At 39.6% G+C, this 24021-nt stretch carries 22 protein-coding genes and 1 riboswitch; of the genes, 12 read left to right on the top strand and 10 right to left on the bottom strand.

The genetic code is table 11. From position 1 onward, the window contains the following. The first annotated feature begins 7 nt into the window (after positions 1–7). Complete coding sequence (locus tag ACZ9EE_RS11430) at positions 8–1771, top strand: FTR1 family iron permease (protein ID WP_476027132.1); 1764 nt, start codon at positions 8–10, stop codon at positions 1769–1771. A 107-nt stretch (positions 1772–1878) separates the two neighbouring features. Further along, positions 1879–3213, top strand: a complete 1335-nt coding sequence (locus ACZ9EE_RS11425) for a polysaccharide biosynthesis protein (RefSeq protein ID WP_476027130.1) — start codon at positions 1879–1881, stop codon at positions 3211–3213. A 79-nt stretch (positions 3214–3292) separates the two neighbouring features. Here ACZ9EE_RS11425 and ACZ9EE_RS11420 read toward each other — a convergent pair whose 3' ends face one another. The 3 genes from ACZ9EE_RS11420 to ACZ9EE_RS11410 all read right to left on the bottom strand — a co-directional run bounded on the left by ACZ9EE_RS11420 (position 3293) and on the right by ACZ9EE_RS11410 (position 5987). After that, positions 3293–3904, bottom strand: coding sequence for a Bax inhibitor-1/YccA family protein (locus ACZ9EE_RS11420; protein WP_476027128.1), 612 nt, complete (start codon positions 3902–3904; stop codon positions 3293–3295). Between the two features lie 102 nt (positions 3905–4006). After that, positions 4007–4399, bottom strand: coding sequence for a large-conductance mechanosensitive channel protein MscL (gene mscL, locus ACZ9EE_RS11415; RefSeq protein WP_476027126.1), 393 nt, complete (start codon positions 4397–4399; stop codon positions 4007–4009). A gap of 94 nt (positions 4400–4493) precedes the next feature. Then, positions 4494–5987, bottom strand: coding sequence for a LuxR C-terminal-related transcriptional regulator (locus ACZ9EE_RS11410; protein ID WP_476027124.1), 1494 nt, complete (start codon positions 5985–5987; stop codon positions 4494–4496). Between the two features lie 198 nt (positions 5988–6185). On the opposite strand from ACZ9EE_RS11410, the gene ACZ9EE_RS11405 reads away from it, so the two are divergent. Genes ACZ9EE_RS11405 through ACZ9EE_RS11395 form a run of 3 tightly spaced genes read left to right on the top strand, consistent with a single transcriptional unit; the run spans position 6186 to position 8609 of the window. After that, entirely contained in the window at positions 6186–6761 is a 576-nt protein-coding gene (locus tag ACZ9EE_RS11405; RefSeq protein ID WP_476027122.1) for a DUF6230 family protein, read from the top strand. Between the two features lie 18 nt (positions 6762–6779). Further along, positions 6780–7163, top strand: coding sequence for a DUF6114 domain-containing protein (locus ACZ9EE_RS11400; protein WP_476027120.1), 384 nt, complete (start codon positions 6780–6782; stop codon positions 7161–7163). A gap of 39 nt (positions 7164–7202) precedes the next feature. Next, entirely contained in the window at positions 7203–8609 is a 1407-nt protein-coding gene (locus ACZ9EE_RS11395) for a hypothetical protein (RefSeq protein WP_476027118.1), read from the top strand. 303 nt (positions 8610–8912) lie between these two features. Here ACZ9EE_RS11395 and ACZ9EE_RS11390 read toward each other — a convergent pair whose 3' ends face one another. Continuing rightward, positions 8913–10145, bottom strand: coding sequence for an aminopeptidase (locus ACZ9EE_RS11390; RefSeq protein WP_476027116.1), 1233 nt, complete (start codon positions 10143–10145; stop codon positions 8913–8915). Positions 10146–10232: 87 nt separating this feature from the next. After that, complete coding sequence (locus tag ACZ9EE_RS11385; protein WP_476027114.1) at positions 10233–11504, bottom strand: MDR family MFS transporter; 1272 nt, start codon at positions 11502–11504, stop codon at positions 10233–10235. A 261-nt stretch (positions 11505–11765) separates the two neighbouring features. Here ACZ9EE_RS11385 and ACZ9EE_RS11380 point away from each other — a divergent pair, with 261 nt between their 5' ends. After that, positions 11766–13955 carry a DNA topoisomerase III gene (locus tag ACZ9EE_RS11380; protein ID WP_476032934.1) on the top strand — a complete coding sequence of 730 codons (2190 nt, stop codon included), beginning with the start codon at positions 11766–11768 and terminating at the stop codon, positions 13953–13955. A gap of 297 nt (positions 13956–14252) precedes the next feature. Then, the gene (hutH, locus tag ACZ9EE_RS11375) at positions 14253–15755 is read left to right on the top strand and encodes a histidine ammonia-lyase (RefSeq protein ID WP_476027112.1); all 1503 of its coding nucleotides are present in this window, start codon (positions 14253–14255) and stop codon (positions 15753–15755) included. Positions 15756–15784: 29 nt separating this feature from the next. Here the strand turns inward: hutH and ACZ9EE_RS11370 are convergent, their stop codons facing one another. After that, entirely contained in the window at positions 15785–15997 is a 213-nt protein-coding gene (locus ACZ9EE_RS11370; RefSeq protein ID WP_420489660.1) for a hypothetical protein, read from the bottom strand. A gap of 131 nt (positions 15998–16128) precedes the next feature. Between ACZ9EE_RS11370 and ACZ9EE_RS11365 the strand changes: the two genes are divergently transcribed. Next, positions 16129–16503, top strand: coding sequence for a DnaJ family domain-containing protein (locus tag ACZ9EE_RS11365; protein ID WP_476027110.1), 375 nt, complete (start codon positions 16129–16131; stop codon positions 16501–16503). Positions 16504–16943: 440 nt separating this feature from the next. Then, positions 16944–17034, top strand: a riboswitch (cyclic di-GMP riboswitch). Positions 17035–17063: 29 nt separating this feature from the next. Continuing rightward, positions 17064–17207 (top strand): anti-repressor SinI family protein, encoded by a 144-nt coding sequence (locus ACZ9EE_RS11360; protein WP_476027108.1) that lies wholly within the window; start codon positions 17064–17066, stop codon positions 17205–17207. Positions 17208–17252: 45 nt separating this feature from the next. On the opposite strand, the gene ACZ9EE_RS11355 is transcribed toward ACZ9EE_RS11360, so the two are convergent. Further along, positions 17253–17582 carry a helix-turn-helix domain-containing protein gene (locus ACZ9EE_RS11355; protein WP_476027106.1) on the bottom strand — a complete coding sequence of 110 codons (330 nt, stop codon included), beginning with the start codon at positions 17580–17582 and terminating at the stop codon, positions 17253–17255. A 316-nt stretch (positions 17583–17898) separates the two neighbouring features. On the opposite strand from ACZ9EE_RS11355, the gene map reads away from it, so the two are divergent. Continuing rightward, positions 17899–18648, top strand: a complete 750-nt coding sequence (map, locus tag ACZ9EE_RS11350; RefSeq protein ID WP_476027104.1) for a type I methionyl aminopeptidase — start codon at positions 17899–17901, stop codon at positions 18646–18648. Between the two features lie 48 nt (positions 18649–18696). Here the strand turns inward: map and ACZ9EE_RS11345 are convergent, their stop codons facing one another. Next, positions 18697–18921, bottom strand: a complete 225-nt coding sequence (locus ACZ9EE_RS11345) for a DUF1128 domain-containing protein (protein ID WP_476027102.1) — start codon at positions 18919–18921, stop codon at positions 18697–18699. Positions 18922–19131: 210 nt separating this feature from the next. On the opposite strand from ACZ9EE_RS11345, the gene ACZ9EE_RS11340 reads away from it, so the two are divergent. Beyond that, positions 19132–19497 (top strand): YtxH domain-containing protein, encoded by a 366-nt coding sequence (locus tag ACZ9EE_RS11340; RefSeq protein WP_476027100.1) that lies wholly within the window; start codon positions 19132–19134, stop codon positions 19495–19497. A 25-nt stretch (positions 19498–19522) separates the two neighbouring features. Next, on the top strand, positions 19523–20359 hold the full coding sequence (locus ACZ9EE_RS11335) for a YihY/virulence factor BrkB family protein (protein ID WP_476027098.1): 837 nt from the start codon (positions 19523–19525) through the stop codon (positions 20357–20359). 230 nt (positions 20360–20589) lie between these two features. Here the strand turns inward: ACZ9EE_RS11335 and ACZ9EE_RS11330 are convergent, their stop codons facing one another. Continuing rightward, on the bottom strand, positions 20590–22506 hold the full coding sequence (locus ACZ9EE_RS11330) for a heavy metal translocating P-type ATPase (RefSeq protein ID WP_476027096.1): 1917 nt from the start codon (positions 22504–22506) through the stop codon (positions 20590–20592). 238 nt (positions 22507–22744) lie between these two features. Then, positions 22745–23923 carry an MFS transporter gene (locus ACZ9EE_RS11325; protein ID WP_476027094.1) on the bottom strand — a complete coding sequence of 393 codons (1179 nt, stop codon included), beginning with the start codon at positions 23921–23923 and terminating at the stop codon, positions 22745–22747. Positions 23924–24021 lie beyond the last annotated feature (98 nt).

Below are 24021 nucleotides of genomic sequence, written 5' to 3'. Positions count from 1 at the left end.
AGAGAGAATGATGCATCGTTTTAATTGGAAGCCATTATTAATATTCATCCTACTAATCAGTTTTTTTCAAATCAGCCTTCCCGTTAAGGCTGCCGAAAATAGTGATGAATTATTTGTACTAATTGGTGATAGTTTAATGAAGGCAAAGGATGGCGAGCAGGCAGTCGTTGCCAAAAACATGGAGCAGTTTGCTAGTGAGTGGAAGTCAATTAAGAAGGCAGATAGCCAACAGTCTAGAAAGATTGACAAAGAATTAAAAGAAATTCAAAGCCTACTAGCTAAAGGCAGCGGCGATAAAGAGGCACTCTCGAAAAGTCTCTCGGCCCTTTCAAGTGCAGTCGTCCAATATGAAGAGGAACAAAATCCTAAAGATAAAGAAAAAGGAAAAGAACAGATAAAGCCGTTACTTCCGCTTATAACTGTTATGGAGGACTCGGTCGAAAAAGGAGATACCGCATCCTTAAAGCTTCAATACCAAAAATTAATGAATGGGTGGACGGCTTCTGAGAAAGCAGTTCACGATGAGAGTATTGCTGCATATGGGAACATAGAGAAATACACAGCTCTGATTCGAATTGCGATTACACAGGAACCTGCAGATTTAGATAAAGCCGGGCAAAACTTAGAACAACTTAAAGGTGAAGTGGAAAACTTTCTTGCAGGTAAAGTAACGAACCAGATTAAAGGTGATTATTCCTTAACGGACTTAGCGACATTGTTAAGTGATGCCGAAAAGGCAATATCTCAAAATGATTATAAAGATGCCAGTGAGCAGTTAAATAAAATCCTGACGATTTGGCCAATGGTGGAAGGCGACGTCCAAACAAGGGACAGCAGTTTGTACAGTGATATCGAAACGAAAGTACCAACAGCCATCAGTCTATTAGATTCTGAAAATGTAAATGCCGATAAAGCCTCCGATATTGTTAAGGACCTAGAAGATCGGCTTGCCCCGTTATTAAGTAAAACAAGTTACTCCTTCTGGGATGCAGCCCTAATTTTATTGCGTGAAGGATTAGAAGGATTATTAGTTGTCGCAACCCTGATTGCCTTTTTGAAAAAGATGGGGCAATCCGCCCAGCAAAAGTGGATTTGGACAGGAGTGGTAGCAGGTATCTTGGCCAGTGCCGTCCTAGCCGTAATTATTAATATTGTCTTTTCAAAGTTTGTGGCAGCATCCAGCAGGGAGTATATTGAAGGGATTACTGGTATACTTGCTGTCGTCATGATGCTGACTGTCGGGGCTTGGCTTCATAACAAGTCAAGTATCGGAAATTGGAATAAATACATTAATCAGCAAATGCAGCAGGCAATCGCAAAAGGGAGTCTCATCTCCTTTGCCTTTATTAGTTTTCTTTCGGTCTTTCGTGAAGGTGCTGAGACGATTATTTTCTATACCGGCATTACTCCGTATATAGGTTTAGCAGAGCTCGTATTAGGGATTTGTCTGGCCCTTGTGGTGTTAGTAATCGCTGGATTTGCCATCATTCATTACAGTGTAAGAATTCCAATTCGCTTGTTCTTTAGAACAGCAACCATCTTAATTTACTTTTTAGCGTTTAAAATTTTAGGAATCAGTATCCATGCCCTGCAGATTTCAAATGTGCTATCGACCACTACAGTGGAACGATTGCCATTTATTGACTGGCTCGGACTGTATCCAACGTATGAAACCACATTACCCCAATTACTATTACTGTTTATTATCTTCTTCACTACTTATTTGGTGAAAAAAAGCGATGGTAAACAAGTAATCTCAACAAATGCTTAAAAGGGCTGGCTTCCACCAGTCCTTTTCTTTTTAAAAATTTCTCCTACTATTCAAGGGACTTGTCTCATAAGTTATTAAAAGAGATGAGAGTAAGGGAGATTTGCAAATTGGGTATTTATTATAAAGGAATCTTTTTTCTAGCTGCTTCTGCGTTCTTAGGTGAAATGATTGAGGTTCTAATCAATATGATTTTGGCAAGAGAATTAGGATCACATGGGCTCGGACTTTATATGACGATCCTTCCATCCATTTTTTTACTGGTGTTGTTGTCTAGCTTTGAATTACAGGTCTCCATTTCAAAGTTCGTTGCTGAAAGGGAGCAGCGATATCACCGCACTATTCTTTACCATGCCATGACCATTACGATCACGTTTACATGTATTCTATTTTTAGCGGCAGCTGCGCTCCTTCCATTTATCTCTGTATTTGATAATTACCATCCATATGTCAGATGGCTGGTTTTGATTTTAATCCCAGTTATCTCTTTCACCTCTGTAGCAAGAGGGTACTTTATGGGTGTCCAAGAAATGGGGAAAATAGCAGTCTCCAACTTTCTTCGTAAAGCTGTCCAGCTTGTGGGATTGTTTATCCTCTTTCGCTTTTTTGAATTTGATGCGGAGGCCTCCTTATTAATTGCTATTTGCGCCCTGATTGGCAGTGAGGTTGTGATGTTTTTATATTTGTTCTACTTGTTTATCATTCAATTTCAACAGTTAAAGCGGAAGCCTTTCTCTAATATGAACCGGAAAGGGGTACGGAAAAACTTAATCGCAGTGTCGATTCCAACGACAGGCCTCCGGCTTTTCTCAGCGGTCATGAATGCCGTTCAACCGTTTGTTATCAAGGGGGCCTTGGTTTACTCTGGAGTATCCAGCACCCTGGCAACTCAGCAATTCGGCATGCTGATGGGGGTGGCGGCTTCGATTGGATTTTTCCCGGCTTTTATTGCACACTCATTAATGATTGTACTGATTCCGGCCGTTTCTAAGACCCATTCACAAAAGGACTACGCAACCTTGCAAAAAATGCTCCAGCAGGTGATGACGATTACGTTTATATATGGTGTTCCTGCTGTGACGATTTTTTACTTTTTCGCTCCGGAACTAACCTCCTTATTTTTTAAATCTGATACATCTGCTGTTTATTTGCAGCTGCTCTGGCCGTTTTTTCTTTTTCATTTCTTTATCATGCCAATGCAGGCTTTTTTAATTGGTCTTGATATGTTAAAAGAGTTATTTTTTCATATAATTTGGTCAACGATCATCTCCTTTGCTTTAGTCCTGTGGCTTGGCTCCTCCCACGACTGGCAGATGAATGGGGTGATTATCGGCATGAATACAGGGGCAGTTCTTTTAGCTCTCATGCACTATTTAACGATCTGTAAAAAGATTGGGGTTTCTATTTTTATGAAAGGTATGGTTACGAACGCAGCGGAACGATGAACTTTTCATAGAGTAGGGGGCACAGTTATCAAACAGAACTAAAAAACAGGAGCTTGGCAATTTGCCAAACTCCTGTTTTTTAGTCTCTACTTGAAACAATTCCAAGGATACGAAGAATACTGATAAATAAGTTTACAAAATCGAGATATAAATTTAATGCCATCAACGGCACATCTTCTGCTCTTACTCCGTAGTGCTTCATACGGCTAATATCGAAAAGAACATATCCGCTAAAAACTAAAACGCCGACAAATGAGTATGCAAGCATTCCTGTCGAGCTTAAAGGAAAGAAGATATTATAAACCGAAATGGCTACTAATGCTAAAATAGCTGCCAGTAAAAACCCGCCCAAGAAAGAAAAATTACGTTTGGACTTTGCGGCGTAAATGGCGATCCCTGTAAAGACTACGGTTGTACTCGCAAATGCCATGCCGACTACATTTGCTCCAGAAGTCGACAGGTAGTAAGCTACGATTGGATACAACGTAATCCCCGAGATAAAAGTAAAGATATACAAAAAGCCATAAGAAACAGCTTTTCTCCTTCTAAAGAAAAAGGCGGTTATCAACATAATAAACTCTAAAATCATTAACGGCATAAACAATCCAGGCGGTACGACAAATGCCCCTGCCATCGTCCCTAAGAAGGCGATCGCTAATGAAAGTGCAAACGTCCTTAAAACGGAAGGCATAAATTCAGTAGATGTTTGTGTATACAAAATCTTCACCTCAAAATGAATTTGATAGAAAGTCTTTAGTCCCTGACTTCCTTAATAACATATACGTATAAGTGGTCAAGATGTTTCATTTTTTCTAAAAAATTCTTGGTTTTCTTTTAGAAGATCACGAATCTCCGCCAATAGCTCTTCCTGCCGTTCGACTTTTACCACGACTTCCGCTGGTGCTTCCTTCTTTTTAAAACGGTTAATGAACTTTACAAATAGGAAAACGGAAAATGCAATGATAAAAAAGTCAACCACCGACTGGATAAATTTCCCGTAGTTCAAGCCGAGAAACGAAAGATCTGCAAAGGAGTCCACTCTCCCTAGTAACAACGCAACAATTGGCATAATGATATCGGCGACCAGTGAAGAGACGATTTTTCCAAATGCCCCGCCAATAATCACCCCAACAGCTAGATCAATCACATTGCCTTTCATGGCAAACTGTTTAAATTCTTTCCACATTTAAGCAGCCCCCCTTGCTTTTTATCTTAATTGTTCATTTTATCTCTACCCAGCAAGAAAGGCAACTATATCTTTTTGGTACATATTGGCCGCCTTACGATATTAATTTCATTTTAATCGCCTTTACAGCTGCATCGGTTCGGTTCTTTGCGGCTAACTTTTGAATAATCGCTGATACATAATCTCGGACGGTATAACTGCTAAGATGTAACTTAACCGCTGCTTCACTAATGGAAGCCCCATCAGCAATTAACTGCAGGACTTCTTTTTCCCTAAGTGTTAAAATGGTCTGCGGTCCGCCGAATTGCTGTAGTGCCTCATCCCATATCGAATACAAAAGCTCTCCAGCATATTGGCCAAATTTAATTAATGTCGTCATCGTTTCAGGCAAAACCTCAAATGATGTATCTGCCCCTTGATCTAACAGGGCAATCCCAAGTAACTTGCTATTGGTTGGTACGAAAATAGGCAGGACAACAAGCGATCTAAGCTGGTACTCCTGCACATATCTTTTCGGTAAGATATCGAGCGCCTGCGAAAAATATAAAGGCTGGGAATGACTTAGGCAATAAAAGTATTTGTCTATTAAGGGAAGAGAAAAGATTTCCTCTTTTATTTGCTGGATAGTGGAATCGCTCACGTTATAACCAGAAACACCTATCCCTTTGTCAACATAGTGGTTATATAAAAATAAGGCACAGCGCTTGAATGGCATATAATCCACTAGTCCTCTAGTAATTGCATTAACGGTATCGTCTACACTTTTCGTACGGAGCAGATGTTGTAGAAATAGCAGGGAAGCATCTTTCCATTCCATTTTACTTTCAAGCTGTTGAAGCTTTAATTGCCGTAAGTACATTCCCTTAATAAAAGAAATTTGCTCTCCAGTCAACAAATCCTCCGAACTAATAAGGAGATAATCATTCATACATGGTATTTGGACTATTTTCTCTTTATCGGTACTGACACCTACTAATTTTTGAATTGCTAACGAAAGGTGGTTTATTTCCACCGCTTTTAAACTTGTACAGATATCAAGTAAATGGCTGTCCACTGGATTCGAATCGGAACAGACCACGGTTTCAACTTGATAATCAGACTGTTCTTTTTTCACCACAGCTGCCCATTTCAACGGGACCATATTGGTTGAGATGATTGATTTTAACCATTTATGATTTTGCGCTTCCACATGCTGGGTTATTAAGGTTTGATCAAGGACTCTAGAAAAGAAGGATTGTATGGCTTGATGGTCTAAAAAAGTTGTGGCAGGTTTTTCCGCAAGCAATTGATGAAAGAGATTTTCAATCGTAGTAAGAAGAAAAATAGAATCATATTCTTCTTCTTTTATAGAAAATTGAGCCTGCCACTCCGAAAACAGTGAAAAGATAAATGAGTCAACGTTAAGATTTTTATGGTCTGCAGCTTTGTGGAAGGCCATCTCAATAATCGTTTCAAATTTGCTAGCTAAGCCGTCATTTTGAAAATTTAATTTTGTCAGCTGACGTTTCCACCGTTTTAAAAACGATTCCTTATTTTCAAATAGAAGAGAAAGCCCTTTCAATAAAAGAGTATCTATTTTATGCTTCATCACCATTCACCCTCATTCATCGCTTTTTAAATAGTACGTAATGTTATTTCCTAATATGTCCGTAGTGGAATGACGACCCCGACATTTGACGGGGGGATAAAATTTACACGATATTTTCCGTAATTGCTGGGATGAAACAGGGATTGTATGCTTGGTAAAAGATATATTATTTAAATAGTTTAAAAGAGGAGGGGTTTGATGGGAGGTTCGATTCAGCTTGTAGAGGGGACGACTAGCAAAAAGGTATTTTGGTCAGCACTAACGGCGGGGGTATTGACGTTAGCATTGCTACTAGTTTCATTTGGAATATCAGGTGTTGCTTATGCTGTTCCAATCGCAGGTGTAGGGGATTTTTATGTAGAGTTTGATAAATTGGTAGGAAATAATTATACCTTCTATCCTAAAATGGGCGAAACCAGTTCTTCAGATTCGGCACCGCAAGGAACAAACTTAATTGAAACACTGACCATTGATAATCTTCAATTATACAAAGATTTTAAAGTCGGCGGGGAATGGATTCGTGTCAAAATAACCGCCTCCAAGCCAGTCCAGATTACTGGTCTTCAGCATGATGCGGCATTGATTGAAGCAAACGCCAAATTCGAAAACTTAGTTCTTCAAGAAAAGCATAGTGATGACTGGCAGAAACAGTTTAAGCAGACGTCTTCAACGATTATATTAGAGCATGCAAAATTAAAAACTCACTATCTATTCCAAAAAACAATTAATATGAACGGAATGCGCTTAACGGTTGAAAAAATTAATAAGAATTAGCGAAGGGGGCTAGAGATAATGGAAGTTCAAAAGTGGCACAAAAGCCGGCCTCTGTGGGGATCCATCCTTACAATTCTAAGTGGGTTAATGATCTTATGGGTTCCGTTAAATCTATATCTAAGCACCTTTTTACCGGGGTCAATTGCCGTAATCGGTTTATTATTTGGGGGTGTCATCACCTTAATTGGCATAGTCGCGTTATTTTACCCGAATGCCTCCAAGATTCTTGGTATCTTTACGATTTTCCTTTCGATTCTCTCCGTTATTGGTGCTCTAGGAGGGTTCTTATTTGGTACATTATTCGGAATTATTGGCGGGGCTCTACTAATGGCCTGGCGGCTTGAACCCGCAAAAGTGAAGACTGCACCTCCAAGCGGATTGGAGAAAACACACTCTGTTTAAAGGGGAGAAATTATGTGTTGGAAACGAAAGCCTATTCTTTTGTGCTTTTGTATTCTGTTGCTGATGCTGACCTTAAGTTCTCTCGGTAATCCTGTTTACGCCGCCCAAAACTCGACCGATCAGGGATTTATTATCGAAGCGGACCGGGTGGTTGGCTCCGGTATGAATGCAACGATTGTCAAACAAGAGACGACTCAGAAAAACGGGAAGCTGATGCTCCGAATTCAGTATCAATCAGCAACGATTTATGGAATGAGATTAACAAAGCAAATCGACACACCTAATGGGGCTGTAACCATTAGCTTAAAAGCAAATGGACCGGTAACCGTAAAAAATATGACCGTCGACACAACGGCGATTTCATTTAATGGTGCCTGCATTAACGCGGCAGAGACGATACCCGAAATTGGTATGGAAAATGTGGTCATGGATGCTCATTATATGAAATCGGTCGATAGTTTAATAGAACAATTGACACTGGCTGCGTTATCAGGAAAAACAAATCCACCAAAGCCAGGTCCGATAAAGGTATTGCAAGATTTGAGCTTATTACCGCTGAAGGAAATGGATAAAGAAATTGAAAAAATCACAACAGGTCATTTGCCATTAATGTGTGAGGATCCTTCCAAAATAGGAGAGGTGACAAATTCTGATGGTACCCTGCTCGATCCGATAAAAGATACTACGGAGCTGGTAACAAAACCATTGGAGCCAGTGAAGGATTCGCTGAAGCCAGTGTTGGATCCATTGGAGCCTGTATTAGCGCCATTAGAGCCCGTGACGAAGCCGCTGGAACCGGTGCTGAAACCATTAGAGCCCGTGACGAAGCCGCTGGAACCGGTGTTGAAACCATTGGAGCCCGTGACGAAGCCGCTGGAACCGGTGCTGAAACCATTAGAGCCTGTGACGAAGCCGCTGGAACCGGTGTTGAAACCATTGGAGCCCGTGACGAAGCCGCTGGAACCGGTGCTGAAACCATTAGAGCCCGTGACGAAGCCGCTGGAACCGGTGTTGAAACCATTAAAGCCCGTGACGAAGCCGCTGGAATCGGTGCTGAAACCATTGGAGCCCGTGACGAAGCCGCTGGAGCCGGTGCTGAAACCATTAGAGCCTGTGACCAAGCCACTGGAGCCAGTAGCAAAAGGGGAGATGCCGATTCAATCGGCGTGTGAACGTCTAAGAGAAAGTAAAGGAGTCGTTAATAAGCAGCTCGCACTGGAATTAATCAATGAAGGACTAAATAAGAAATTACCTTTAAGCAAAGTCTGTCAAAATGATACCGCGCTAGCGAATCAGCTTCAAAAAATGGAGACAGGTTTATTAAAATCGCTTGGACTCTTTGATCTATTGGGCAGAATCAAACTAGAGGACCCCATCCAGCAGCTTACTAAAATGCGTGAAACGATTGAAAAGGAAAAGGACGGAGCGATTATTTTTAAGCCATAGAAAAAAGAGCAGAAGTGAATCTGCTCTCTTCTTATTATAGAATTACTGTACGCTTCTTCCGTTGCAGGGTGTTCTGGGATTAAAAGTTCATAACTGTCGAAGCCCCACCAAGTTGCTGCTTACGGGGGATAAGAGCGATTCATAACTGTCGAAGCCCCACCAGGTTGTTGCTTACGGGGGATAAGAGCCATTCATAACTGCCGAAGCCCCACCAAGTTGCCGCGTACGGGGGATAAGAGCCCACATCAAAGAAGATACGTCCCCTCAGCAACTAAGGTACTTAACTAACTCCGTTTCTGCTTGTTAAAAAGCCCAGTTACCAGCTCTGAAGATAGGTTCTGTTTTTCCATCAACCGTTACTCCATCGATGTCCATTTCGGCGGACCCAATCATGAAATCAACATGGGTAATACTTTCGTTCAGCCCATGTTGTGCTAATTCTTCTGAAGACATTTTCTTCCCGCCTTCAATACAGAAAGCGTAGGCACTGCCAATCGCTAAATGGTTTGAGGCATTTTCATCAAATAAAGTGTTAAAGAAAAGAACGTTGGATTGTGAAATTGGAGAATTATAAGGAACAAGTGCTACTTCCCCAAGATAATGTGAACCCTCGTCCGTTTCCACAAGACGTTTCAAGATTTCTTCGCCTTCTTCTGCCTTCACTCCAACAATTTTCCCATTTTCAAACGTGATTGAGAAGCGGTCGATGATATTGCCGCCATAGCTTAAAGGCTTCGTGCTGGCAACCGTACCGTTCACACCGGTTTTTAGAGGGACAGTAAATACCTCTTCTGTTGGCATGTTGGCCATAAACTCAAACCCGCTTTCATTTACACTGCCGGCACCTACCCAAAGATGTTTCTCCGGCAGTTCAATGGTTAAATCTGTACCTGGCGCAGTATAATGAAGTTCTTTATACCTTTTACCATTTAGATAGTGAACCCTCTCATGAAGGGTTTCGTCATGTTTTTTCCAAGCTTCAACTGGATTTTCGGTATCGACACGGACAGATTTAAAAATAGCTTCCCAAAGCTTATTTACTTGATTGTCACTTGGCTCATTCGGAAACACTTTCGCAGCCCAATCCTGTGAGGCTGCAGCAATCACTGTCCAGCTGACTTTGTCTGATTGAATGGCTTTTCGATATTGGGAAAGTGCCTTTCCGGCTGCCTTCTGGAAGTTAGCAATTCGTTCAGGATTCACACCTTTTAACAAGTCAGGAGTTGAAGAAATAACCGACATAAAGGCTGCCCCTTTTTCTGCTAAATCCTCCATTTCCTTTGCACGCCAAACTGGATACTCTAAGAAGGCCTCATCTGGGGCTAAATCATATTTTGTTTTTGAAACGAAATCATCGTTCCAATTCACAATGACATTGAGTGCGCCTGTTTCATAAGCCTTTTTGACAATTAGACGAATCAATTCAGCTGCTTCTAAAGTGGCATTTACCACCAAGGTTTGGCCTTTTTGAATATTCACACCGACCTTAACAGCAAGCTCGGCATATTTTTCAAGATTTTTATTAAAATCACTCATATTATGTATCTCCTTTTATCAGAATCTTCCTATATTGTAGCGTGTTTAAATGGAAAAATAAACCGTAAACCATAGTGATAAAGCAGGTTATGCAGTAATTCTCCTTTTTTGTTTTTCGAATACATAAAACATGATCCAATATAATCCTGCACTCACAAGTGCCAGCAGACAAAGAATAAAGAAAGTCCATCCATAACCCACCCAAACAGTCATTGGAATGGCAAGTGGGGCAATTGTCCGGCTGATTGTAAATCGCAAGCTGGCCGCCGCGAAATATTGGCCGCGCATATGATCTGGTGCAAGTTTTGAAACAAAGCCTTGCTGCAGACCTGCTCCCATTAATTCAGCAAAGGTAAAAATGGACATGGCTAAAATTAATCCCCAAATCCAGTGTGTCTGACTAAAAATAATAATAGAGATAGCATATACAACAGAAGAGAGGGCAAAGACGTTTCTCTCATAATATTTACTCATCCATCTTGATACAAAGACGGTCAACAGGGCAACAAGAAAACCATTTTCAGCTAAAACAATCCCAAATGCCTGCTCTCCTTTAATAAGGAACGACCAATCCCCAATGGCAAGCAAACTCTGGTCTTTTACAAAATCTTTGATATAGACAGGTATTAATAAGTCCAATTGCATAAAAGTCTGACCTGCTAAGACTCCAGCAATTATGAACAGAAGGAAGGTTTTATCTTTCACAATTAAAGCATAGTCTCTTATTTGGTTCCTCAAAAAATAATACCATTTTCCCTCGGTGGAGCGAGTGACCTGTGTTTGCGAAGGGACCGTTTCCCGAGTCCATTTTGTCAGAATCAAACCTACTAAAATGCAAACAACCCCAGCAATAAGCAATAGCTGAAAGCGATAATGAACATAAAAAATGGATCCCAAAATGGGTCCGACTACTACAGCTATGTTAATTGATGTATAAAAGATAGCAAACACATCACTGCGATCCTTTTCCTTGACTACGTCTGCGACCATAGCCTGACTCGCGGGCCAGTAAAATGAACCAAACACACCTGCTGCCGTAAACGCTATAAATCCTAACCATGGAGACTGAAGCCATGGAGAACTGGCTAAGGAGAAGCATAAGAATGAAAGCCCCTGTCCGAAAGATGCTAGAACCATCATTCGTTTTCGTCCAAAGCGGTCAGCAAAATATCCTCCCATTAGATTAGCCAATACAGAAAAGATCTGTGAAAAAACTAACAATAAACCTGCTTTATTTTTGCCAAACTCTTCAGCAAAATAAATCGATAAGAACGGAAAAAACATCCAATAGGTGATATTCACCAAGGCTTCCGCAAATAATCGAACCTTTAAATTTGCATCCCAATCCCTAATCCTCATAAAAATCCTCGTTTCTCTATATGCGTGCCACTACATCATACTATCCCCTTGGAAGTGGTTTCAAGAAAAAAAGGAAGACAGTCTCCCCTTTTATAAGAATTGTTTACCTTTATTTTCATCTGAAATTAAGTATGTAACTGATTGCTCGTCAAATGTTCAAAATTATTTTGAAGCATCAAACATAGTCAAGCTATTCTGCAATTCAAGGGATTGTATGCTATATTAAAAGTTCAACGGCTTTCCGAAAGGGTGTTAGATAAAGTGAAAAAAAGTGTTGTAATAGCTGAAAAACCCTCAGTCGCTCGAGATATTGCGCGCGTATTGAATTGTCATAAAAAAGGTAATGGGTATTTAGAAGGTGATAAATATATCGTAACATGGGCGCTAGGACATTTAGTTACACTTGCAGACCCTGAAGTGTATGACGATAAATATAAAACGTGGAAATTAGAAGATTTACCTATGATGCCGAATGAATTAAAACTCGTGGTCATTAAGCAGACGAGTAAGCAGTTTCATTCAGTGAAGAGCCAACTACAGCGTTCGGATGTAGGAGAGATTGTAATAGCAACAGATAGTGCTCGTGAAGGGGAGCTAGTTGCTCGGTGGATTCTTGCTAAAGCAAAGGTAAATAAACCTACAAAACGGTTATGGATTTCCTCCGTTACAGACAAGGCAATTAAAGAGGGATTTCAAAAGCTAAGAAATGGTAAAGAGTATGAAAATCTATATCTATCGGCAGTTGCGCGCTCTGAAGCTGACTGGTATATCGGTCTTAATGCCACCCGTGCACTAACCACAAAGTTTAATGCGCAATTAAATTGCGGACGTGTGCAAACTCCGGTTGTTGCAATGGTTGCAGCACGTGAAGATGAGATTAAAAATTTCAAACCTCGAAACTTTTATGGAATCGAAGCACAAACGGTTGATGGTTTAAAACTAACCTGGCAGAATGCTAAGGGCGATGGACGCAGCTTTGAAAAGGAAAAGATCGATGAGATTGTGAAAAAGCTTGGCAGGAAAAATGCAATTGTGACGGAGATTGAGAAAAAGCAAAAGAAGTCATTCTCTCCGGGTCTTTATGATTTAACAGAATTACAGCGTGATGCCAATAAAATATTTGGCTACTCTGCCAAAGAAACGCTAAACATTATGCAGAAGCTTTATGAACAACATAAAGTATTAACGTATCCTCGTACAGATTCACGTTTTATCTCATCAGATATTGTTCCAACGCTTTCAGAACGCCTTAAAGCATGTTCAATAGGAGATTATCGTCCGTTAGTAAACAAAGTATTAAAGAAACCAATTAAGGCTTCTAAATTATTTGTAGATGACAGCAAAGTAAGTGATCACCATGCGATTATTCCAACGGAAGGGTATGTAAACTTTTCTGCTTTTACCGATAAAGAACGTAAAATATATGATTTAGTTATTAAACGCTTCCTAGCAGTATTATTTCCTGCATTTGAGTACGAACAATTAACGCTTCGTGCAAAAATTGGTGAAGAAAATTTCATTGCGCGTGGAAAAACCATTCTGAACTCTGGCTGGAAAGAAGTATACGAAAACCGCTATGAAGATGATGATGCTGCAGACGACGTAAAGGAACAGATTATACCACGAATAGAAAAAGGTGATTCATTAAACATTACATTAATCGCTCAAACGTCAGGTCAAACTAAACCTGCGGCACGCTTTACAGAAGCAAGCCTTTTATCAGCAATGGAAAATCCAGCAAAGTATATGGAGAATCAAAATAAACAACTTACAGACACTTTGAAATCGACCGGTGGTCTCGGTACAGTTGCAACACGTGCTGATATTATTGACAAACTATTCAATTCGTTCTTAATTGAAAAACGCGGAAAAGATATTCATATCACTTCGAAAGGTCGTCAACTCCTAGATTTAGTTCCAGAAGAACTGAAATCTCCTGCAACTACGGCAGAGTGGGAACAAAAGCTGGAGTTAATTGCAAAAGGTAAACTTAAAAAAGAAACATTTATTAATGAGATGAAGCAGCATACAAAAGAAATCGTAAGCGAAATTAAAGCAAGTAATAAAAGGTATAAGCATGACAATATTTCAACAAAATCATGTCCTGACTGTGGGAAACCAATGCTTGAGGTAAACGGCAAAAAAGGCAAAATGCTCGTTTGTCAGGATCGTGAATGTGGGCATCGCAAAAACGTCTCACGCATTACAAATGCCCGCTGCCCACAATGCCGCAAAAAGCTTGAATTACGTGGTGAGGGAGAAGGGCAAATCTTTGCATGTCAATGTGGATACCGTGAAAAACTATCTGCTTTCGAAGCGCGGCGCAAAAAAGAATCTCGTGGAAAAGTATCGAAAGGCGATGTCCAAAAATATTTAAAACAGCAGCAAAAACAAGAAGAGCCAATCAATTCAGCTCTGGCTGATGCTTTAAAAAAGCTAAAACTAGAGTAAGCATATGCTAACATTGGTGGCGGTGTTCATTCCTTAATATCTGTTCTCTTAGCTAAAGCTAAGGCTTTGATTGCCTGGAAAGGAAATTGTTATCTATTCGATGAAATCGGATTGACAGCCAAGCTTTTCCTCACATACAATAAAATTACCAGAATAGTTATAGATTGGAATGAAGGACATGCGGCATTCCCTAAAATATAAACGTCAAATAATAAAAGAGGCTGGATCCCTAATCTAAAAGGTTGAGGAATCCAGCCTCTTTCTTTATTCTACTAACTTGGTAGAGGAGAGAGACAAATGATTACGTTAACAGGTAAGGATTTAACGTTAGATCAAATAAAAGCCGTTTTATATGATAATAAGAAGGTAAATGCCTCTAAGAAGAGCTTGGAGGCAGTCCAAAAAAGCAGGGAGGCAGTCGAAAAAATTGTCTCAGAATCCCGAGTTGTTTATGGAATCACAACAGGGTTTGGGAAATTTAGTGACGTATTAATTGATAAAAATCATGTCCAGGACCTGCAGCTTAATTTAATCCGTTCCCATTCGTGCGGGGTAGGAGAACCTTTTCCGGAAGTGGTTTCCAAAGCAATGTTACTCCTGAGGGCTAATGCATTGTTAAAAGGATATTCTGGAATCAGACCTATTATTATTGAAAAATTATTAGCATTAGTAAATTCAGATATTATCCCTGTCATTCCTCAGCAAGGATCGCTCGGAGCCAGCGGCGACCTCGCTCCACTTTCCCACCTTGCCTTAGTATTAATTGGCGAAGGGGAGGTGTTTTTCAAAGGAAAACGAGTAGAATCCCTTGTGGCCCTTCAAAAGGAAGGGATTTTACCAGTGACATTGGAAGCGAAAGAGGGGCTCGCTCTCATTAATGGAACACAAGCAATGACAGCAATGGGAGTGGTCGCTTATTTAGAAGCAGAACAGCTTGGCTTTGAAAGTGAATTGATAGCCTCTATGACAATGGAAGCTTTAAATGGAATTATGGATGCTTTCGCAGAAGAGGTGCAAGAGGCTAGAGGCTACAAACAACAAATTGAAACTGCTGCGCGAATCCGGCATTACCTAAATGACAGTCTGTTAACAACAAGACAAGGGGAGTTAAGGGTACAGGATGCCTATTCGTTACGTTGTATCCCGCAGGTTCATGGTGCCACCTGGCAGGTATTGGACTATGTAAAAGACAAATTGGAAATTGAGATGAACGCGGCAACCGATAACCCGCTAATCTTCGATGAAGGGAAGACGGTAATCTCAGGTGGCAACTTTCACGGCCAGCCGATTGCCTTTGCGATGGATTTTATGAAGATAGCTGTTGCAGAGTTAGCCAATATTTCGGAAAGAAGAATTGAACGGCTAGTCAATCCGCAGCTAAATGATTTGCCTCCGTTCTTGAGTCCTGAACCTGGTCTGCAATCTGGGGCAATGATTATGCAATATGCCGCAGCGTCACTGGTTTCAGAAAACAAAACACTCGCCCATCCTGCTAGTGTCGACTCGATTCCATCGTCCGCTAACCAAGAGGATCATGTTAGCATGGGGACGATTGCCTCGAGGCACGCGTACCAAATTATCCAAAATGTCAGAAGGGTCCTTGCAATTGAATTGATTTGTGCCATGCAGGCAGTGGAAATTCGCGGGATCAATAAGATGGCTACAATTACAAGAGCGTTGTATGACAAAGGTCGGGAACAAGTACCTTCAATTAAAAGCGACCGGATTTTTTCAAAGGATATCGAAAAGGCGGCTCAGTGGTTAAAGATGATGGAAGTTCACCAATTTATAAAAAAATAGCCAAAAAAGGCGTGAAAACTCACGCCTTTTTACTTCATATGATTTGGGAGCCAGCGGCCAGTATCTACACGCTGTTCATCCTCATCTTCGATTCTATTCTTAAAAGCTTCCTGAGTAACAATTAATTCTTCATCTCCAATGGCTTCCTTTACATGCTTTTCTGTTAGGCTGTCCTTTGGGAAATTACCTGGATGATTTTTCTTTTTGTGTTCAAAATGTTCTCCACGTGCCAAAGTTAACACTCCTTTCGTCTTCGCATGTAGTTTCCCCCAACATTCCTAAAAATAAATTGGAATCATTTTTCCAATTTAACTATAGTGCTGCAGTTGGTATAATTAAAAAAAGTCAATAGAGCGAAAAGGAGGCATTTCTTATGGATTTTTTTCAGATTTTGTCAGAAGACCGAATAAAAAAAGCGTATAAAGATGGCGAATTTGATTCACTGCCTGGCCTGGGCAAACCCATGCAGCTTGAGGATTTATCCGCAATTCCTGAGGACTTGCGTATGGCTTATAAAATAATGAAAAATGCGGGTTATACAGAGGATGAAGGACGCATACGTCAAGAAATGGTGGTTATTGAGGATTTACTGAAAAAATGTGATGATAATGAAAGGGAGAATCTTCAACGAAAATTAAATGAAAAGCTGCTAAGGTTTAATCAGTTAATGGCAAAAAGAGGAGTAAAAACAAATTCTTCCCTGTTTAAAAACTATGAGTTAAACATACAGCGTAAAATAAATAAATAATATAGTTGGTTTGGTGCAGTAGGAACTACTCATCACCAGCTTTTTTTCTTGTTCAACAGGTTTGCACATTCTGTCCAATAAAAAGCCAGCAACCACCATAAAGGCAATAGGAATCGAAAAATTCAAAACATGAATTAAGGTCATTTTACATTCACACCTTTTTTGAATTTTTTTATTTTAAGCATATTCACCTGTTGTTTATAATTAAGACAAATTTAACCTTCATAAACAAATTAGGGAAAATTTGTAAATGAAATGTGGTTATTTGTAGAATTATAGGGGAATTTAATTTAAAAAGTTGCTAGAAAATTAGTAAAAAATGACAAAAAACAACACATTCCAATTGTGGTAATCGATATAATGAACATATCACAAATGATTAAGTAAAAAGACCTAGATATAAACGGTTGGAAAAAAGATCACATTACTTAAGTAGGGAAAGCAGAAAAGGGCAAACCTGTTGAAAAGCAGGGACGCAAAGCCGAGGATCTAAGGCAGGAAAGCAGCTGCTAGGATGGCCGGGTTACCTGGAATACAGCGGTATTTTGGGAGTGAGTAGAATGGTGATTACTGAAAAAGAATTGGATGTTGTTGATCAGGAATGGATGGAGCTCATTTTAGAGGCAAGAAAAATTGGACTCTCCATCGAGGATGTGCGCAATTTTCTTACTCACGATGATTTAAAATCATCAGCTACATATTAAAAAAAAGCATTCTACAAAAATAAACGCTTTTGTAGAATGCTTTTTTTATTCATTATTATTTTGATTAATCCGCCACTTATTAAATTCGAGAAAATCCTTGAATTGCTCTTTTGAAACACCGGAATTCATGGCTTCTTTGACAAGATTCATCCAATCCGTATCTAAATCATCCTTATTGATTTGTTCGTGAATTAGATGCTCGACAGGAAGATTTAATACGCCGGAAATTTTCTCCAGAAATTGAATAGAAGGGTTTTTTTGTAAGTTTCTTTCTAATGAACTTAAATAAGATTTTGCAACTCCCGCTTGCTCAGCAAGTTCGGATAGTGACATCTTCTTTTCTAAACGATATTTTTTAACGCGATCACCAATCATTCAGTCTCACACACCTACATTTTAGTTTTTTCCGATAACTAGTGTCATTATGTTTTAATCGGACAGATTCTTTACATATATTCTATCAAAAAGTATGAACAAGTACCATATTAAGAACGGACTATTATTACAATATCATGAACAATGTGAATAATCTCCTAGACCTAGGACCTGTTGAAGGTATGTTTTGAAAAAAAGACTCAATAGCGTTAATATTAAATTGTTGCCATTATAGTATGAAAGAATAATGTTCTAATCAACACTATAACGAATAATCTGAATGTACATAAATATAATCAAAAAGGCAGGGAATCAGATGATTGTATTAAAATCACAACGTGAAATTGAAGCAATGAAAAAGGCAGGAGAAATACTTGCAGCCTGTCATAAGGAAATCGCTAAACTCATTAAGCCAGGAATCACCACGTGGGAAATAGAAGAATTCGTTGATGAATTTTTAAGGAAAAATGGAGCAATACCTGAGCAAAAAGGGTATAAAGGCTATGAGTACGCTACATGTGCAAGTATTAATGACGAGGTATGTCACGGGTTTCCCCGAAAGGACCCATTAAAAGATGGTGACATTGTCACGATTGATATGGTTGTGAATTATAATGGGGCACTTGCGGATTCTGCTTGGTCTTACGGTGTTGGCCAAATTTCGGAGGAGGCAGCCCATTTATTAATGGTAACAAAAGAAGCCTTATATAAAGGAATTGAGCAGGCGGTTGCCGGAAATCGAATTGGGGATATTGGTCATGCGATCCAAACGTATGTAGAAGGTGAAGGGTTTTCTGTTGTTCGTGATTTTATTGGTCATGGCATCGGAGCAGTTATGCATGAGAAACCAGATATTCCACATTATGGGCTTCCAGGCAAGGGGGCGCGTATCAAAGAGGGAATGGTATTTACGATTGAGCCTATGGTTAACATTGGACGATACCAGACGAAAATGGATCTAAACGGCTGGACTGCTAGAACGATTGATGGAAAATATTCTGCGCAATACGAGCACACACTGGCCATAACAAAGGACGGTCCTATTATTTTAACTGAACAAAAATAAACGAAAGACCCGTTATTTGGATAATTCATAAATAACGGGTCTTTTTTATTATTTTTTTCTTAGACTTCCAAGTTCTTCGACTAAGGCCTGCATTTCATTTGGACTAAATGATTTTTTTTTCAAGACCATTTCATAGATTTCCTTTAATTCTTCGTACATTTCTTCATCAAAATGGGAGGGTTTAATCGCTCCAAGGTTAAGTACCTTTAACTTTTCTTTTATTTGTTCAATCATGAATTCGACATTTTCAATAGACTTTTCTGATAAATTCATTTCCTTCACCCTTTTCACAAATTTTAATCTCATCTTTTCATGTTAAAAAGTATCTGTCAATATTAATCTCACCTGTAGTTTGTCCAAAGAAAATGATTAATGATAACTTGTAAGGTTTGATATCGCAAAATAAATGGTAAGATAAACAATGGTATTATTTTCTTTTAAGAAGAGCCAATGATAATGATAAAGCACGAAGGAGAGGTTAAGATGACGAGGAAAAATCAGTTTTGGAAGGGTATGCTGCTAGGGGCCATTGCAGGTGGAGCACTTAGCTTATTTGATAAAGGTACACGTGAGGCTATGAAGGAGAATGTAATAAAGACCTCTAGTAAGGTAGGTTATATCATGCGTCATCCTGATGAAGTATCTGAAAAAGTCAAGGGAACAGCTGCAAAAATTAAATCCACCTTTGAAACGGTTAGCGAAGATATAACATTTATTACGGAAAAAGTGGAGGAGTTAAGGGAACTGACACCACAGGTAACCGAAATTATTAAAGAAACGAAAGAAACCTTTGTTACTGTTAATGATGAGGATGAATTTTTAGATGATGTAATAGGAAACGGACACTAAATCACAAATAAGAAGGAGGATCTATATGGACAAGAAAGTAAATGTACGCTCTTCATTGCTTAGATTACTTTGGCATCGGATTGAAGAAGATGATCTTCCTGGTTTGAGTGCGCAATTGGCCTATTTTTTTCTTCTTTCCTTATTTCCGCTCTTAATTGTTTTATTTTCGCTTCTTCCGTATATCCCGATACCACATCAGAATATCCTCGGGATGATCCGCGATTTCGCACCGGATGAGGCAATGGCGCTTATTGAAAAAAATGTTAAAGAAATTATGAGTCAACGAAATGGCGGCTTACTTTCGTTCGGGATTATAGGGACCATTTGGTCAGCATCGAATGGAATTAACGCCATCGTAAGGGCTTTTAATAAAGCTTATAACGTGAAGGAAAGCCGTTCCTTCATAGTGGCAAGGGGTACGGCGATTTTATTAACATTTGGTATGATTTTTGTCTTTTTACTTGCCCTTATCCTCCCTGTGTTTGGAAAGGAAATAGGCCTTTTTTTATTCTCGCAATTAGGTTATACGGAAGAATTTATTAAGATTTGGAATACGTTAAGCTGGCTGGGCAGTACTATCATTTTATTTCTTATTTTTACGGGGCTTTATTGGATAGCACCGAATGTAAAGCTTAAATGCAGAAGTGCTTTTCCCGGAGCCATCTTTGCCACGATTGGCTGGATTATCTCGTCAATGGGTCTATCCTTTTACGTTGGGAACATAAGTAATTATTCCCTTACATATGGAGGAATTGGTGCCATTATTGTGTTAATGATTTGGTTATATTTATCAGCCTTTATTATTATTCTTGGAGGCGAAGTAAATGCCTTCTACAGTGAAAAATACAAGACAAACTGCTAACACTTACCTTACTGAAAATAACTCATCCGGCCAAACTATGATTAGGGACTTAGTCCCCGAACATCAAGGGAGGATGACAAGATGACAAAGCATACGAAAAAAGATGGCGGCACGAAGCAAAAGGGTAAAGGCAGTAAGGGGAATAAAACTTCGGGTTCTGCAAACGGATCTAACGGCTATCACTAAGCCTAATATAAAAGGACCAGGTGGGAATTCACCTGGTCCTTTACTTATGATTTTAACAGCCTAAGGCTATTTAAGATCACAAGGATGGTACTTCCTTCATGACCAATGACCCCGAATGGCAAATCCAGCAGTTGAAAGAAATTCGAGCATATTAGAAGCATAATAACTGCGATAGAAAAAACTACATTTTGTTTAATGATCTTGTTCATTCGCTGTGAAAGACGGACGGCTTCGGCAATTTTAGGCAGATCATTTTTCATTAACACAATATCAGCTGTTTCAAGTGCTACATCTGTTCCTTCTCCCATCGCAATTCCGACGTTAGCAATCGCTAATGCAGGGGCATCATTAATACCATCTCCAACCATCGCCACTGTTTTATATTTCTCTTTAAGTTGTTTTAATTGGTCAACCTTTTCCTCGGGTAGACAATCTGCGTAATATTCATCTACATGGCTCTCGGCAGCAATAGCCCGAGCTGTTTTTTCACTATCACCTGTAAGCATAATGGTCTTGATACTTTGTTTTTTTAAGTCCTCAATCGCATGCTTTGTTTCTTCCCGAACCACATCTTTCATAGCTATCATCGCACAGAGTACACCATTAATTTCAATAAAGACTAGGGTGTTCCCTAAGCCAGCGAGTTCTTTAGCCTTACCTTCAGCAAACTTATCGGCCTCGTCGTTTCCAACAAATGCTGCTTTACCAATTTTCCACTGCTCGCCGTTAATGGATGCTTTTACTCCCCAGCCAGGTATATCTTCAAGGCTGTCTGGTTGTAATAACTCTTTCTTCAACGATTGTTTAGTATAGTTGACAATTGATTGAGCAAGTGGATGTGTTGATTGGTTCTCAATCGATGCAGCTTTTAAAATAAGGTCTTCTTTATTGAGTCCTTCTTTTACTATTACTTCCGTTACTTCGGGTTTTCCTTTTGTTAAGGTACCCGTCTTATCAAAGGCAATGGCTTCTAAATGTCCTAAATTTTCTAAATGGACTCCACCTTTAACTAAGATTCCGTGTTTTGCCCCATTTGAGATGGCGGAGAGGGTAGCAGGCATAATCGAGGCAACAAGGGCACATGGTGAGGCAACAACCAGTAAAATCATCGCCCGATAAAAAGACTCATGCCAGCTCCAGCCAAGTAAGAAATATGGTAAAAAGAACATGGTAATGACGACAAGCAGGACCACTTTCACGTAGGTTCCTTCAAAACGTTCAATAAAAAGCTGAGAAGGTGATTTTTCACTTTGAGCCGATTGAACCAGCTGGATTATTTTTTGAAAAAGTGTATCGGTGCTAGCCTTTGTTATTTCGACTGTGACAGACCCAGTCAAATTGACAGTACCGGCAAAAACTTCTGCTTGCTCGCTCTTCGAAACAGGCATGGATTCTCCGGTAATGGCTGCTTCGTCAATATTGGTTTGCCCCTTTATGATAACTCCATCAGAAGGGACACGCTCACCCGGTTTAATCAGGATATGGTCACCAACTATTAGTTCAGAAACAGCTATACGCTTTTCAAAACCATTGGTAATTCGTAAAGCCTCTTGTGGCTGCAGCTCCATTAAGGAGGAGATTTCTCTGTGGCTTTTATTCATCGTGTAGGTTTCCAAAGCACCGCTGACGGCGAAAATAAAGATTAATACTGCTCCTTCCGTCCAATAACCGATGATGGCCGAACCGACTGCGGCAAAGATCATCAGCATTTCAACGTTTAGTTCCTTATTTTCATATGTTGCCTCAATTCCTTCTTTTGCTTTAGCGAATCCCCCAATCACAAATGCCAGTAAATAAGCAATTATCGATTCGACCCCATACCCATACTTATCCAACAGCCAGCCTGAAGCGATTAAAACCCCGCTTAGTGCTGCCGCTATCAATTCGATATGTGGTTTTATTTTTTCAACCAAACTGACTTCTTGAATCCTCTTTGTTAGAACTTTTGCTTCGGAACTCATTGTACTCCCCCCTTATTTTTGATACGTCTAGCTGCAGCGCCCAGCGGCCAGTGTCCTTCGCTAAACGGGCGCTTCCGCTTTTGAGTCTAATTGAGAAAAATAATCATCTTCATTACCCTTAAAAAACACGAAAGCTGTCATCAAGTGATGACAGCACGAATCTCAACCTATATTCTTTTTATTTATTTTACCATATATCGTATGTTTTAAGATATGAATTTGCTCTTACAAAAAGCACTTAGGTATTTTGCTGTTCCAGCCTTACTGCAGTTTTTTTGGCAAAGGCAAAAATGATAAAGCCGACGATAAGGAGCATGATACTAATAATGTAAAAGAAACTTACATTTTGAAAAAACTTAATAAATAAACCGCCAATTATTGGTCCGCTTAAACTGCCAAGGCTATAGAAAATTCCACATAATAAATTACCGGTTGGTAACAGAAACCTTGGCACCAAATCCGTCATAAAGCTAATACCGAGTGAGAAGGTCGATCCGACAACCATCCCCGAAAAAAGAAAGGCGATGAAAAGGCCAATAAACGAGTGCCCCACAAAACTAGCCAGCGTAAAGCTTAAAAAACCGAGCAGCAACACGATCATGATGACATTTCTCCTCCCAAATTGATCACTTAACATTCCTAATGGGAGCTGTGTAATGATACTGCCAAGGGCAAACACAGAGAGAACAAGGGAAACACTCGAAACATTAATGTTGGTCCGGAGAGCGTAAACAGGAAAGCTTCCGTTTAAGCAGGATTCTAAGAACCCATATGTAAAAGGAAGTAAAAATGCAACCCAGCCATATTTGAAAGCTTGTTTAAATTGTTTAATTGTTGCTAAAAAAGAATTAATGTGGACAGTTTGTTCAGGGAATTCATTATTCAGCGTAAAGACAAAACCCCAGCCAATTAAACATAAAATTGAAGAAATAATAAAAGGTAAGGATTGATTAATAGTGACAAGTGGGGTCATTAAGGGTCCTGCCGCAAAACCAATTCCAAAAAACAACCCGTATAAGGAAATATTCCGGCCGCGTTTTTCGGCTGGCGAAGATGAGGTGATCCACGTTTGAGTTGCAAAGTGAAGCGAGTGATCACCAATCCCAATCAATAATCGTAATGCAAACCAAAACCAGAATGTCTTCCAAAGGGGGAATAAAGCAAGAGAAATAACAACTAGACCTCCGCCCCAAATGATAACAGGCTTGTATCCATACTTTCGTAACGGCCTTTCCATAAACGGAGATACTAAGAGTATTCCGATATATAAGGCGGTTGCATTAAAGCCATTTAATGAAGAAGAAACTCCGTTTTTTTCAAAAATAATTGCTATGAGCGGAAGGAGCATCCCTTGAGAGAATCCTGAGATTGCCACAATACTGACAAGGATCCAAAAACGCACATTTATTTTATTCATAAAACATCCTCGCGTAATGTAAAGTAAGTTTAATAGTCCCTCCATGATGGTATCTAGAAAGTAGGTCATTTGCAAGGGAATTGTTACCTAGACATTTT

It is taken from the genome of Bacillus sp. URHA0034, assembly GCF_056280405.1.
The sequence above is the reverse complement of the archived record's forward strand: the minus strand, read 5'-3'. Positions and strand labels throughout refer to the sequence as shown.